This window comes from Tateyamaria sp. (genome assembly GCF_059783535.1).
Map to the genome: position 1 here is coordinate 14,596 of NZ_JBYNDP010000004.1, position 13,133 is coordinate 27,728.

Annotated in this window: 12 protein-coding genes; 6 read left to right on the forward strand and 6 right to left on the reverse strand. The window is 57.0% G+C overall.

Annotation, left to right across the window (positions count from 1 at the left end):
- Position 1 precedes the first annotated feature (1 nt).
- The 3 genes from AC6RA8_RS01555 to AC6RA8_RS01565 form a co-directional block, all read right to left on the reverse strand.
- Complete coding sequence (locus AC6RA8_RS01555; protein ID WP_500350370.1) at positions 2-289, reverse strand: DUF1330 domain-containing protein; 288 nt, start codon at positions 287-289, stop codon at positions 2-4.
- Positions 290-380: 91 nt separating this feature from the next.
- The gene (locus AC6RA8_RS01560; RefSeq protein WP_500350371.1) at positions 381-1,490 is read right to left on the reverse strand and encodes an extracellular solute-binding protein; all 1,110 of its coding nucleotides are present in this window, start codon (positions 1,488-1,490) and stop codon (positions 381-383) included.
- Between the two features lie 81 nt (positions 1,491-1,571).
- Positions 1,572-2,672 (reverse strand): ABC transporter ATP-binding protein, encoded by a 1,101-nt coding sequence (locus AC6RA8_RS01565; protein ID WP_500350372.1) that lies wholly within the window; start codon positions 2,670-2,672, stop codon positions 1,572-1,574.
- A 191-nt stretch (positions 2,673-2,863) separates the two neighbouring features.
- Here AC6RA8_RS01565 and AC6RA8_RS01570 point away from each other — a divergent pair, with 191 nt between their 5' ends.
- Positions 2,864-4,015: a M24 family metallopeptidase gene (locus AC6RA8_RS01570; protein ID WP_500350373.1), complete on the forward strand. Its 1,152-nt coding sequence runs from the start codon at positions 2,864-2,866 to the stop codon at positions 4,013-4,015.
- Here AC6RA8_RS01570 and AC6RA8_RS01575 read toward each other — a convergent pair.
- Positions 4,012-5,409 carry an aspartate aminotransferase family protein gene (locus tag AC6RA8_RS01575; protein WP_500350374.1) on the reverse strand — a complete coding sequence of 466 codons (1,398 nt, stop codon included), beginning with the start codon at positions 5,407-5,409 and terminating at the stop codon, positions 4,012-4,014. The two genes, AC6RA8_RS01570 and AC6RA8_RS01575, sit on opposite strands and share 4 nt — an antisense overlap.
- A gap of 150 nt (positions 5,410-5,559) precedes the next feature.
- On the opposite strand from AC6RA8_RS01575, the gene AC6RA8_RS01580 reads away from it, so the two are divergent.
- From AC6RA8_RS01580 to AC6RA8_RS01600, 5 genes are read left to right on the forward strand one after another with little or no spacing between them, the layout of a single operon-like run.
- Positions 5,560-6,642 (forward strand): polyamine ABC transporter substrate-binding protein, encoded by a 1,083-nt coding sequence (locus AC6RA8_RS01580; protein WP_500350375.1) that lies wholly within the window; start codon positions 5,560-5,562, stop codon positions 6,640-6,642.
- A gap of 59 nt (positions 6,643-6,701) precedes the next feature.
- Entirely contained in the window at positions 6,702-7,826 is a 1,125-nt protein-coding gene (locus AC6RA8_RS01585) for an ABC transporter ATP-binding protein (protein ID WP_500350376.1), read from the forward strand.
- Positions 7,823-8,698: an ABC transporter permease subunit gene (locus AC6RA8_RS01590; RefSeq protein WP_500350377.1), complete on the forward strand. Its 876-nt coding sequence runs from the start codon at positions 7,823-7,825 to the stop codon at positions 8,696-8,698. The genes AC6RA8_RS01585 and AC6RA8_RS01590 overlap by 4 nt, the downstream gene beginning before the upstream one ends.
- A complete protein-coding gene (locus AC6RA8_RS01595; protein WP_500350378.1) occupies positions 8,695-9,513 on the forward strand; it encodes an ABC transporter permease in 819 nt (272 codons plus the stop codon). Before AC6RA8_RS01590 ends, AC6RA8_RS01595 begins: the two co-directional genes overlap by 4 nt.
- Entirely contained in the window at positions 9,510-10,829 is a 1,320-nt protein-coding gene (locus AC6RA8_RS01600; protein WP_500350379.1) for an NAD(P)/FAD-dependent oxidoreductase, read from the forward strand. Before AC6RA8_RS01595 ends, AC6RA8_RS01600 begins: the two co-directional genes overlap by 4 nt.
- Here AC6RA8_RS01600 and AC6RA8_RS01605 read toward each other — a convergent pair.
- Both AC6RA8_RS01605 and AC6RA8_RS01610 read right to left on the reverse strand, forming a co-directional pair.
- Positions 10,826-11,491: a flagellar hook capping FlgD N-terminal domain-containing protein gene (locus tag AC6RA8_RS01605; protein ID WP_500350380.1), complete on the reverse strand. Its 666-nt coding sequence runs from the start codon at positions 11,489-11,491 to the stop codon at positions 10,826-10,828. The genes AC6RA8_RS01600 and AC6RA8_RS01605 overlap by 4 nt on opposite strands.
- Before the next feature lie 2 nt (positions 11,492-11,493).
- Positions 11,494-13,119: a flagellar hook-length control protein FliK gene (locus AC6RA8_RS01610; RefSeq protein WP_500350381.1), complete on the reverse strand. Its 1,626-nt coding sequence runs from the start codon at positions 13,117-13,119 to the stop codon at positions 11,494-11,496.
- Positions 13,120-13,133: the final 14 nt, after the last annotated feature.

Here is a 13,133-nt window from a genome sequence, read left to right on the forward strand (position 1 = left end):
ATCAGGCTCCTTTCGCAACGACAATCATCGATGTCGCTGTGCGGTGGCGGATCTTCATGACCTCTTGGTATTCGGGATCGTTATATGCGGCCAATGCCGCCTCGTATGTCGGGAACTCAAAGACGACATGGCGCGAAAACTCCGGCCCTTCCATCGACTGTGCGTCACCGCCACGCACCAATGGGACTGCGCCGTGTGACAGCAGGATCGGCGTGTCTTTTTCGACGTACTCCTTATACGCCTGCGGGTCGTTCACGGTGATGTGGCCGATGATGTAGCCTTTGGGCATGGTCGTCCCCCTTGGTGGTGTAAGGCGGGGGTGTTCCCCGCCTTACGATTGGTGTGCAGTAAGGCGGACGTGTCGTCCGCCAGACTTGGGCTTATTGTGCCAACCACGCCTGGAATTTGGCGTCGATGTCGTCGCGGTAGTCAGCCCAGAACTCGTAGTTGTAGAGGAACGTGTTCTTGGCATTGTTGGGGTCGGTCGGCATGTGTGGTGCCATGTCGATGCCCAGCTCCGCGTGTTGACCTACCAGTGGCGCAGACGAGGCGCGTGCAGGACCGTACGAGATGTACTTGGCTTGGTCTGCCAGACGCTGCGTGTCGGTCGCGAACTTGATGAAGTCACGCGCACGTGCTTCACGCTCCGGGCTCAGGCCCGTTGGGATGATCCAACCGTCAAGGTCGAACACCTGCGCGTCCCACAGCATGCCGATGGGCTGCTTCTGCTCTTCGATGGCAGCGAACAGACGACCGTTGTAGGTCGAACCCATCACCACTTCGCCATCGGCGAGCAGTTGAGGCGTGTCGGCACCGGCGGACCACCAGATCACGTCGTCCTTGATGGTTGCCAGCTTGTCCAGTGCCTGCTGCTGACCTTCTTCGGTTGCCAGCACGTCATAGACGTCATCCTTGGCCACGCCATCACAGAGCAGTGCCCATTCCATGTTGTTGATGGGACGCTTTTCTAGCGAGCGTTTGCCGGGGTACGCTTCTGTGTCGAAGACGGCGCAGACGCTTGTGGGTGCTGTGTCACCTACGAGGTCGGTGCGGTAGCCGAATGTGGTCGAATAAACGATCTGGGGGATGAAGCAGTCGCTGACAAGCAAGTCGCCGAAGTCGTCTGCAGCTGATGTACCATCAGGTGCGGCTGCCAGATCTTCGTCCGGGTCGATTTCCAGCGCTAGGCCTTCGTCGCAAAGACGGATCGCGTCTGCAGCCACCACGTCAACGACGTCCCAGGTGACGCTGCCTGCTTCGTTCATGGCGCGCAGTTTCGCCACAGCTTCGGCCGAACTTTCGTCCCAAACTGCAGTCACGCCGGGGTTGTTTTCGATGTAAGGCGCGACATAGGCGTTCTGTTGGCTGGACTGGTATGCACCGCCCCAGCTGACAAGTGTCATGTCGCTGGCCATGTGGCCGTCGGCAAATGCCGTGCCTGACGCGAGCGTCAAAGCCGTTGTGGCAAGTAGGGTCTTGGTGAGTTTCATGAACTTACTCCCATTGTTAGCGCCCGTTTGATCTGTGCGAAGGCCGGACCACGGGCGTCGCCCTGGCCTTCTTCCTCATGCTCAGGCGTCAAGCGCCCGGCAATCTTGTGGCAACCATCCGATGTCAATCTGGGTACCCGGTGTCAGGCGGACCTGATCAGGTGCGTTGCGTGTCTTGATGACGAAATCGTCGTTCCCGGCAACCCGCAGGCGGGTGCGGAAGATGTCGCCCATATAGATGAATTCCAGCACTTCGGCCTTTAACGTGTGCGCGTCAGGGCTGAGCCGTTCCTTGTTCATTTCAACCCTTTCCGGGCGGATGGACACGCGGGTGCGTTGACCCACTTCGGACACGTTCACCGGTTTTGCGTCAATGATCTCGCCATCGTCCAGAGTCACCTCGCACTGGTCGCCGGCGATTTTGCTGACAGTGCCCATGAGCGTGTTGTTCTCGCCGATGAACTGCGCAACGAAGCTGTTTTCCGGCTCTTCATACAACTGATCCGGCGGGGCCAGCTGTTGAATGCGTCCGTCGTCGAAGACAGCAACGCGGTCGGACATGGTCAGCGCTTCGGTCTGGTCGTGGGTCACGTAGACCGTGGTGATCCCCAGATTGTGTGCCAACCGCGTGATTTCGAACTGCAGCGTTTCGCGCAGTTGCTTGTCGAGCGCACCGAGCGGTTCATCCATCAGCACCAGCTCGGGTTCGAAGACCAGCGCACGGGCCAAGGCGATCCGCTGCTGTTGGCCACCAGACAATTGCGCCGGGCGGCGACCCGCGAAATCCTGCATTTGCACCATGCCAAGGGCGCGCATGATTTTTTCTTCGCGCTCGGACTTGCCGATCTTGCGCACCTCAAGCGGAAAGCTGAGATTTTCGGCAACCGTCATGTGTGGGAACAGCGCATAGTTCTGAAACACCATACCGATCCCACGCTTGTGCGGCGGGATGTTGTTGATCGGTTTGCCGCCCAACTTGATCTCGCCATGCGTGGCTGTCTCAAACCCCGCCAGCATCATCAGACAGGTCGTCTTGCCCGATCCTGACGGCCCAAGCATCGTCAGGAATTCGCCCTTGGGCATTGAGAGGTTGAGATCTTTGACGACGAGGATTTCGCCATCATAACTCTTCTGCACACGTTCGAATTCGACGAACGCGTGGTCGGTCGCAGTGTTGGCCAAATCTGGCTCCCCGTTCTTGTGGCGATCTTTCGCCGCCGCTTTGACGCAAACTAAACCGAGGTGGATGGTTCAATGCAACCAACTATGACGCAAAACAACGATTGGTAGCGCAATCCGGTCGGAATCACTGCACTGTTGTGCGTTTTTGGGCATTGTTCCTGTGACGTCGAAACGGGGAGTGGTTGGGAATCATGGAATGTGCATTTGACATTGGGGAGTATCACTCACGGCTGGAGAAGGTCCGGACGGCGATGGCGCAGGCCAACCTGGTATGCCTTTTGATCACGGACCCGTCGAACATGGGGTGGTTGACCGGATATGATGGTTGGTCCTTTTACGTGCATCAGGGTGTGATTGTGACGCAAGACGCCGATCCGATCTGGTGGGGACGTTTGCAGGACGTGGCAGGCGCGATGCGAACAACTTGGATGGGCGAAGATGGCGCGGTCGGATATAACGAACACTACATCCAAACCTCAACCCGGCACCCAATGGAGGACCTGGCCAGCCGTCTCTCCGGTCGTGTCGGGGTCGAGATGGACAACTACTACTTCTCTGCCAAGGCATATGCAGTGCTCGAAACCGCCGGGCTTGAGCTGGTTGATGCCACGTCTCTGGTGAACTGGTGCCGTGCCGTTAAGTCAGATGCCGAGATTGCTTTCATGCGCAAGGCGGCCCGCATTTCTGAAGCGGTGATTGACGGTATGGCCGAACGTATCGCGCCGGGTGTACCAAAGAACGAGGTGGTTGCAGCGGCCTACGGTGACGCCATCCGCGGCGTTGATGGCGATTGGGGAGACTACCCTGCAATAGTACCGCTTGTACCGTCAGGGGCAGACTCCGCCGCCCCGCACCTGACATGGAACGGTGATCCGTTTCAGTCGGGAGAGGCGACCACACTCGAGATTGCAGGGTGCTACCGTCGATATCACGTGCCATTGAGTCGATCAGTTTTCCTTGGGCACCCTCCAGACGAGATGAAACGTGCCGAGGCCGCGGTTATCGAGGGGCTGGAGGCAGGAATTGATGCCGCCCGCGCGGGCAACCAGGCGCGGGACGTCGCGGCGGCTTTGAATGGAGCGCTGAAGAAGGTTGGGATCGAACGCACCGCACGTTGCGGGTATCCCATCGGGCTGAGCTATCCGCCGGATTGGGGCGAACGCACTATTTCATTCCGGGCAGAGGACGACACCGTGCTTGAGCCGAATATGACATTTCACTTCATGCCCGGCCTATGGATGGACGGCTGGGGCCTGGCCATCACGGAAAGCATTCGGATCACGGAAAGTGGACCTGCGGAATGCTTCTGTGATCGGCCAAGGGAGATGATTGTTAAGAACTAGGTGGCGGACTTGATCATGTTCCCGTCTACGAGCTGCGTATAACACTCGTCCAACGCGGTCCGTGCCCGGCGCCCCATCTCGGCAATCTCATCTGGTGAGATGATGAGAGGCGGTGAAATGACCATACGGTCATAGACATGTCGCATCACCAGGTTGTTCGCAAAACACCGTTCGCGGCACATGAAACCGGCCGTGCCCGCATCCATGGCGAACTTGGCGCGGCTCTCTTTGTCTGGTGTCAGTGCCAGTGATCCCATCATACCGGTGATCGTTGTTTCCCCAACCAACGGGTGTTCGGCCAGACTGTGCCACATCTCGTGCAGCGCAGGTATTGCAACATCGCGCACATGGTCCAGCACGTTTTCTTCTTCAAGGATACGCAGATTTTCGAGTGCGACGGCGGCGGCAACAGGATGACCGGAATAGGTGTAGCCGTGATTGAATTCTCCTGACCCGATCACCTCTGCCACTTCATCACAGACCACGGAGCCACCGATAGGTTGGTATCCCGAGGAGAGTCCCTTGGCGATGGTCATGATGTGCGGCTTGATCCCTAGCGTTTGAGACCCGAACCAGTTGCCGGTGCGACCAAAGCCGCAGATCACCTCATCAGCGATCAACAGGATCTCGTACTTGTCGCAGATACGCTGGATTTCGGGCCAGTACGTGCTGGGCGGGATAATCACACCGCCTGCGCCTTGGATGGGTTCAGCTATAAAGGCGGCAACCTTGTCTTCGCCATGTTCAAGAATTGCCGCTTCCAATTCCTGTGCGCGAGCCAGGCCAAAGTCCTCCGAGCTCATATCGCCGCCCTCGGACCACCAGTTTGGTTGGTTGATGTGCACAATACCCGGAATGGGCAGACCACCTTGTTCGTGCATGGCAGCCATGCCGCCCAGTGACCCCGATCCGACAGACGAGCCGTGATAGGCATTCTTGCGGCTGATCACGATCTGCTTTTCGGGTTTGCCCTTGATCGCCCAGTAGGTGCGAACCATGCGCAGGTTGGTATCATTGGCTTCCGAGCCTGATCCGGCAAAGAAGACGTGGTTCAAATCCCCCGGTGCCAGTTCAGCGATCTTTTGGGCCAGCGCGATGGCGGGCACGTGGGTCGTTTGGAAGAATGTATTGTAGTAAGGCAGTTCGCGCATCTGCCGGGCGGCAACATCCGCCAGTTCACTACGCCCATAGCCGATGTTCACGCACCACAGGCCCGCCATGCCGTCGAGGATTTCGTTCCCTTCGCTGTCGTGCAGGAACACGCCCTTGGCGCGCGTGATGACTCGCGCGCCCTTTTCCGCCAACTCGCCCCCGGCGGTGAAGGGGTGCATATGGTGCGCTGCATCCAGCGCCTGGAGCTCAGACGTGGGCAGATGGTTTGTGATGGCGGGCATAGAAACCTCGGGTGTTGAACAACGTGCGGAGAATATGGGCAAAGGCGCAGTCGTCAATCCAGCATCTGCAATCCTGCTGGACGCATGGGACAAAAGTTGGTTTCATGTGCGCTGACCCGGGCTTACCGGGCGTGATACGGGGAGTACACAATGAAGACTACACTGCTGACTACAGTCGCAGCGTTTGCCCTGTCGGGCGCTGCCTTGGCCGACGAAGTGCGCGTATACAACTGGTCTGACTACATTGACGAAGACCTGCTGACGAAGTTCGAGGAAGAGACCGGGCTTGATCTGGTCTATGACGTGTTTGACAGCAATGAAGTGCTGGAAACCAAGATGCTTGCTGGCTCGTCTGGCTATGACATTGTGGTTCCATCGGGCACATTCTTGCAGCGCCAAATCAGCGCGGGCGCCTTCCAGAAACTGGATGCATCCAAACTGCCCAACGCGGAAAACCTGTGGGATGTGGTTGAGGCACGTACGGCGCAGTACGACCCGGACAATGCCTATTCCATCAACTACATGTGGGGCACAACCGGTATTGGTGTGAACGTTGGCAAGGTTCAGGAAATCCTCGGCGAAGATGCACCGCTGGGATCGCTTGATCTGGTTTTCAAACCCGAAAACATGGAAAAACTGCAAGCCTGCGGTGTGCATTTTCTGGACGCACCGACAGAGATGATCCCGGCAGCTCTTCAGTACATCGGTGAAGATCCTGACAGCCACGATCCCGACGTTCTGGCCAAGGCTGAGCCTATCCTTATGGGTGTTCGCCCCTATGTGCAGAAATTCCACAACTCGGAATACATCAACGCACTGGCGAATGGTGATATCTGTGTCGCCTTCGGTTGGTCCGGTGACATCCTGCAAGCACGTGACCGCGCGGCCGAGGCCGAGAACGGCGTTGATGTTGCTTACAACGCGCCCAACGAGGGTGCCCTGATGTGGTTCGATCAGATGGCGATTCCCGCAGACGCCCCGAACCCCGAGGGTGCGCATGTGTTCCTGAACTTCATTCTGGATGCACAGAACATGGCGCAGGCGTCCAACTACGTTTACTACGCCAACGGAAACGCAGCCTCGCAGGAGTTTCTGGTTGAGGATGTGATCGGTGATCCGGCCATCTACCCGGACGAAGCGACGCTCGAGAACCTCTATACCACAACACCGTATCCGGCCCGCGTGCAGCGGACGGTGACGCGCATGTGGACCAAGATCAAGTCCGGCACATGAAGCCGACTTTCGGGCGCGAGGCATCCCCTCGCGCCCATTCTTTTTGAACGGAATTCCCCTTGGCAGAGACTGTTTTCGCCCCCTGGGACGACCCGAACGGGAAACCGCTGATCCGGTTTCGCAATGTCACAAAACGTTTTGGTGACTTTACAGCCATCGACGATCTGACCCTCGACATCTTTGAACGCGAGTTCTTTGCCCTGCTGGGTCCGTCCGGCTGTGGCAAGACAACAATGATGCGGATGCTGGCCGGGTTCGAGAACCCCACGGATGGCTCCATTGAACTAGCGGGTCAGGACATTGCTGGCGTACCTGCGAACAAGCGGGCGGTGAATATGATGTTCCAGTCCTACGCCTTGTTTCCGCATCTTTCGGTGTGGGACAATATCGCCTTCGGCCTGCGGCGTGAAAGTAAGGACAAGGAAGCCATTGCCACGCGGGTCGAAGAGATGCTCAAGCTGACCCGGCTTGAAAAATTCGCGCGCCGGAAACCGCATCAGATTTCGGGTGGACAACGCCAGCGCGTGGCGCTCGCCCGATCACTGGCGAAGGCACCAAAACTACTTTTGCTGGACGAGCCGCTTGGAGCGCTTGATGCCAAACTGCGCGAAGCGACGCAGTTCGAGTTAATGGACATTCAAGAAAAGACCGGCACAACCTTTGTGATTGTCACCCACGACCAGGAAGAGGCGATGACCGTCGCCAGCCGCGTAGCTGTTATGGACGAAGGGCGCGTGATGCAGGTTGCCACGCCCGAGCGTATCTACGAGGCGCCAAACAGTGTCTATGTTGCGGACTTCATTGGGGACGTAAATATTCTCCACGGCCAGGCAAAACCGACGGATGACGAGACCTACGAGATCAACTGGGCCGCGCAACAGACACCGGTGGTCGCCGCAAGCACGCGCCCGTTTTCGGATGGCCAGACATGTCACCTCGCGATCCGGCCCGAGAAGGTATCGATCCACAAAGACAAGCCTGAAGCCGACAATGCTGTGCATGGCAAGGTTCTAGATATCGCGTATCTTGGGAACCTTTCTACCTACCATGTAGAATTGCCTACCGGCGACATCATCAAGGCACAGGTCGCCAACACGCGCCGCATCTCGCGTCGGGATTTCACGTGGGAGGATCCGGTCTGGGTCAGCTGGACCACGACAGCCGGGGTTCTTTTGGCCGAATGAGGCGCACGGTCCTCATAGCCATCCCCTACGCGTGGCTTCTGGCGCTGTTCCTGATCCCGTTTGCGGTGGTCTTCAAAATATCACTGTCGGATATTGCGCTGGCCATTCCACCGTACACGCCCACCGCAAAAGACGGCATCTGGAATATGCTGTCACAACTGGATTTCGAGAATTTCATCTTTCTGACCGAAGATGATCTGTATTGGAAAGCTTATGTCAGCTCGCTTCAGATTGCGCTGATTTCGACCGTTCTAACCTTATTGGTTGGCTATCCAATGGCCTACGCGATGGCCCGCGCACCAGAGCAGTGGCGCCCCACCCTACTGATGCTCGTGATCCTGCCGTTTTGGACATCGTTCCTGATCCGCGTCTATGCATGGGTCGGTATTTTGTCAGGCGAGGGTTTTCTGAATCAATTCCTGTTGTGGATCGGCATTATTGATGCACCGCTGACCATCCTGAACACCAACACCGCGGTCTACATCGGCATCGTTTACACCTACCTGCCCTTCATGATCCTGCCGATCTATTCCGCACTTGATCGGCTTGACGGCTCGCTGATTGAGGCAGCCGAGGACTTGGGGTGTTCGCGGATCAAGGCATTCTGGTTGGTGACGATCCCGCTATCGCGCAACGGCATTATTGCTGGATGCTTCCTGGTCTTCATCCCAGCGCTGGGCGAGTTCGTCATCCCGTCACTGCTGGGTGGGTCAGGGACATTGATGATTGGCAAGGTGCTGTTTGAGGAGTTCTTCTCGAACCGGGACTGGCCGGTCGCGTCGGCTGTCGCCGTTATACTGCTGCTGATCCTGATTGTGCCCATCGTTCTGTTCCAGCGGAACGAACAGAAACAGGTGGAGACCGAAGGATGAACCGCCTGTCTTCGTTCAATGTCGTGTCGCTGACGCTTGGGTTTGTTTTCCTTTATGTGCCAATGCTGATCCTCGTGATCTACAGCTTCAACGCATCGAAGCTGGTCACAGTCTGGGCCGGGTTTTCCACCAAGTGGTATGGTGAACTGCTGTCCAACGAGGCCTTTTTGGATGCGGCGTGGGTGACGCTTCGCGTCGCGGTCATATCATCAACCATTGCCACCATTTTGGGCACGATGGCGGCCTATGTGCTTGTGCGCGGCGGGCGCTTTCTGGGCCGCACCCTTTTTTCCGGTATGATCTATGCGCCGCTTGTGATGCCCGAGGTGATCACCGGGCTGTCGCTGCTTCTGCTGTTTATCGGGATTGGATTGGATCGCGGCGTTTTGACCATTGTTTTGGCGCATACGACGTTTTCGATGTGCTTTGTATCAGTCGTGGTCTCTTCGCGCTTGGTCAGTTTCGACAGGTCGCTTGAGGAAGCGGCGCTCGATCTTGGTGCGTCGCCTTGGGATGCCTTTCGCCTGGTGACATTGCCAATCATTGCGCCTGCCGTCATTTCTGGCTGGCTTCTGGCCTTCACGCTCAGCCTTGACGATCTGGTCATCGCTTCGTTCACATCAGGGCCTTCGGCCACAACCCTGCCGATGAAGATATGGTCGTCCGTACGGCTTGGTGTCAGCCCTGAGATCAACGCCCTCAGCACCATTCTTATTGGGATGGTCACGGTCGGTGTCATCGCAGCATCGCTGGCGTCAAAACAAGCGGCAGTTCGGGCAAAACGGGACGAACAGGCGGCTGCTCGCGCCACATGAAGCGCATTTTTTCACAATACGCCTATGCATCCGGACCAAGAGATGGATGCTGGTGGGATGAAACGGCCGAAGCAACGGCGCGCCCCGCGTTGGTGGGTGATGTCAAGTATGACGTCGCCATTGTCGGGGCGGGTTTCACTGGTCTTTCTGCGGCGTTGCATCTTGCCCGGCGTGGTGCGCGGGTTGTTGTTCTGGATGCCAATACGTCCGGCTGGGGCGCATCAGGGCGCAACGGAGGATTTTGCTGCCTGGGGGGCAGCATGCGTTCCGATGCGGCATTGGATCAACGATATGGCTATTCAGCGAGACGGGCGTGGCGGACAACGGAGCGGGTTGCTGTCGAGTTGGTTACGCAGTTGATTGACGATCTGTCGATAGATGTGGATCGGCATTCGCACGGCGAAACCTGTCTTGCGCACAGGGCGCGCGCCTTTGAATATTTTGAAGGGGAAGCCCGCGCTGCCTATGAAAACTATGGCGTCGAAGCTGACATGCTGCCCGCCTCGGGTTTAGCGTCAGCTGGTTTGTCTGGCCCCTTTCAGGGTGCGTTTACAATCCCGATTGGCTTTGGCTTGAATCCGCGGAAGTTTCTTGATGGGCTGGTCAAAGCTTGTTTCGAGCTCGGTGTGGCGATCCACGACAACAGCCCGGCTCTGAACATCACCTCCGGAGCAGTAAAAACACCGAAAGGTGCTGTTCGTGCGGAACAGATAATCGTCGCGACCAACGGCTATTCGAGCGAAGACATCCCGGCCTGGATGGCCGCACGTTACATGCCCGCTCAATCCACTGTTGTCGTAACGCGCCCGTTGACCGATGAGGAACTGCAACGACAGGGATGGACAAGCGATCAGATGGCGCATGACACGCGGCACCTGCTGCACTACTTCCGTTTGATGCCGGATCGGCGGTTTCTGTTCGGAATGCGCGGTGGGTTGCTCTCGGGCGCCAATGCAGAAGCAAAGGCGCGTTCTTCAGTGATGCGCCACTTTCACTCCATGTTCCCGGCGTGGTCCGATGTTGACATCACGCATGGGTGGTCGGGGCTGGTCTGCTTGACGCGAGATCGCGTGCCCTTTGTCGGGGCAATACCTGAAATGTCGGGCGCGCTGGCTGGATTTGCATACCACGGCAACGGTGTAGCAATGGGCACGTATGCTGGGCATGTTCTGGCAGATCTCGCGAGTGGGGATCGTCCAGATCATTACCCGGATGTCATGTCGACTGCCCCAAGGCGTTTCCCCTTTGGACGCTTTCGCCGCCTCATCATGCCAAGTATCTACACCGGGTTTAGAATAAGCGACGCGTTGCCTTAGGACGCTTCACGCAGCCCTGTCACATTGTTGGCATGCACCATGTATCCACTTTCAAGCACCAACAGGGTTGATCCATTGTCGATGCGCGCCTCGTTTACACGGTTGTAGGCCAGTGCGGGCTCCGTCAACAGAACCTCTCCATTCGCTGCGCTTTCAACCTGGAAAGAGTACTCGCCATATGGAAGGGCCGTTCCGTCCGCGTCCAAGCCATCCCAGATATATGGTTCGGCGCTGACCGGCAGGCTGCGGCGGGCGACTTCAGTGCCCTGTTCGTTTGTTACCACGAGGGTCACAGCATCTGCAGCGACGGGCGGGTTGGGAGCGATGGTTATCGACGATCCTTCAAATTTGACCGGCCCTTGCACCAACGCCTCCATTCCGATCCAGTTGGCAGCGCCTGACATGTCATTGGCACCCAGTGCGGAAAGCATTTCTTGCATCAGATCATTCGTCATGACCTGCTGTTCCACCATTGAGAATTGCGCCAGCTGTGCCGCGTATTCGGACGAATCGATTGGTTCAAGCGGATCCTGATACTCGGCTTGCGCAGTAAGCATTTTGAGAAACACTTCGAAATCCGAGCTTAGAACACTGGAGGTTGCAGCGTTGCCGATTGCACTATTGGTCGTCTGTGCTGCAGACGATGTTTGTGTGATATCCATGTTCAAAGCCTCATATCGATGCCAGTTGTCACAACGTGCGAAACACGTGCGAGTGGAATTGTCGTTTGATGTTCAGCACGAGTTTCGTCAGCCGTAGCTACGTCACCGCTGCTGGTCTCTTCTTGCTGTGCGGCACGCTGTTGCCCTTGATCAAAGGCAAAGGACACATCCTCGAAACCCAAATCGTTCAGAGACTTGGCTAGATCGTCGATGTTGCGCCGCATCAGATCCAGCGTTTCGCCACGATCAGCTGCAACGCTCACGATGATACCCGTTTCGCTTGTCGACATGATCATGCGAACACGACCAAGTTCCGCCGGGTTGAGCGCAATTTCAATAGGTCTGTCAGGCGCCTTTTTAAGTGCTTCCGCAATGCTGTGAGAAAGATACTGAGGCAATTCCGCGCGCGGGGCCTGAAATACTGTCTTGGCGGTGTTCGGCGCGTTGGTTAGGCGCGTTTCCCAAGGCAGCTCATCAGCTTGGTTCGTCGGTTCGGTTCCGACCATAGACTGCTCTGACAAGGTTTGAACGATTGTGTCTGCAGTTTGTGTAGGTTGCGTTTGCGTTGCGACGCTTTGAGGAACCAAGGGGCTACCATATGCGCCGATTCCAGATGTATTTGAAGTCGCGGCCTGCTGGTCTAACAGTCTTACGGTCGCGGTGATCGGTTCATTGGATCTTTCTGGAAGCCCTTGGAGCGTTTGCATTTGTGCCGGTGGCGTTGTCGCTACAAGTGACGAAGCGCCCGTTTGACTGCTTGCGACAGCCTGTGCAGCGAGGTTCACTTGGGCTGGATCGACACGGTTAGAGGGGTGTCGTGTTTGCGCTTCGGGCGTCAGCGATGCAACACCAGCTTCCCGATTGAGCCGCTCGACTGTGTAATTGGGCGACATGAGAAGCTCACGCTGATGAATCCTGTTGCTGGAGTCTGTGGGCGTCGATTCCTTGGGTTCACCGCCTTGCGTCGTTTGTTGTTCTGTTCCGATCATCCCAGCTAAGGCCACCGGTTTGATGTGCGCCTTGCTTTCAGCTTCATTGGGATTGCCCACGGCCACCGCGTCAGACGCCAGGTTGGTTTGTGATAAACCTTGGATCATTGCCGATATAGGTGAAGCCTTTTTGGACTGAGTAGAATGCGCATAGGGCTCTTCGCGAGAAGTATTCCGAGCGTGTTCTGTAGAATTGCCGGATGCCGTTCCGGCATCCATTATTTGCCCGGTCTCACCATCAGACGCCGTCGATGTCTTATGCGTGTCTTTTGCCTCCGTGACCCGGTTGACAGGTGGCGCTTCGCCCTCGCTTGGAAGATCAGAGGCACGCGGCGCATCCGAAGCAGTTTTCTCAGCCTGTAACGCGGCTTCATCTTCGACCTGAGCGATTGGGCCGGAATGCGTTGGCTCGGTTGTCTTACTTGCGTCTTCTCCCATCTCCAGCGCGAAAGGCGTGTCTTCCATATGGTCTGGCTTTGATTGAGTCGGCGTCGTTGGATCAGTCTTGGCGCCCGTACTGATGATTTGGATGGGTTGCACGCAATTCTCCGGGGTTCTTCCACGTTTCGCGCACATTGGACCAGCCATAGTTACTGGTTCTTTACCGCTGATCTGCAAGGCTCCGAAAAATTCATCCAATTCTAAGGAACGCC

Coding starts and splice junctions, on each gene's coding strand:
- AC6RA8_RS01555 (WP_500350370.1), bottom strand. CDS start 289: ATGCCCAAAGGCTACATCATCGGCCACATCACCGTGAACGACCCGCAG.
- AC6RA8_RS01560 (WP_500350371.1), bottom strand. CDS start 1,490: ATGAAACTCACCAAGACCCTACTTGCCACAACGGCTTTGACGCTCGCG.
- AC6RA8_RS01570 (WP_500350373.1), top strand. CDS start 2,864: ATGGAATGTGCATTTGACATTGGGGAGTATCACTCACGGCTGGAGAAG.
- AC6RA8_RS01575 (WP_500350374.1), bottom strand. CDS start 5,409: ATGCCCGCCATCACAAACCATCTGCCCACGTCTGAGCTCCAGGCGCTG.
- AC6RA8_RS01580 (WP_500350375.1), top strand. CDS start 5,560: ATGAAGACTACACTGCTGACTACAGTCGCAGCGTTTGCCCTGTCGGGC.
- AC6RA8_RS01590 (WP_500350377.1), top strand. CDS start 7,823: ATGAGGCGCACGGTCCTCATAGCCATCCCCTACGCGTGGCTTCTGGCG.
- AC6RA8_RS01595 (WP_500350378.1), top strand. CDS start 8,695: ATGAACCGCCTGTCTTCGTTCAATGTCGTGTCGCTGACGCTTGGGTTT.
- AC6RA8_RS01600 (WP_500350379.1), top strand. CDS start 9,510: ATGAAGCGCATTTTTTCACAATACGCCTATGCATCCGGACCAAGAGAT.
- AC6RA8_RS01605 (WP_500350380.1), bottom strand. CDS start 11,491: ATGGATATCACACAAACATCGTCTGCAGCACAGACGACCAATAGTGCA.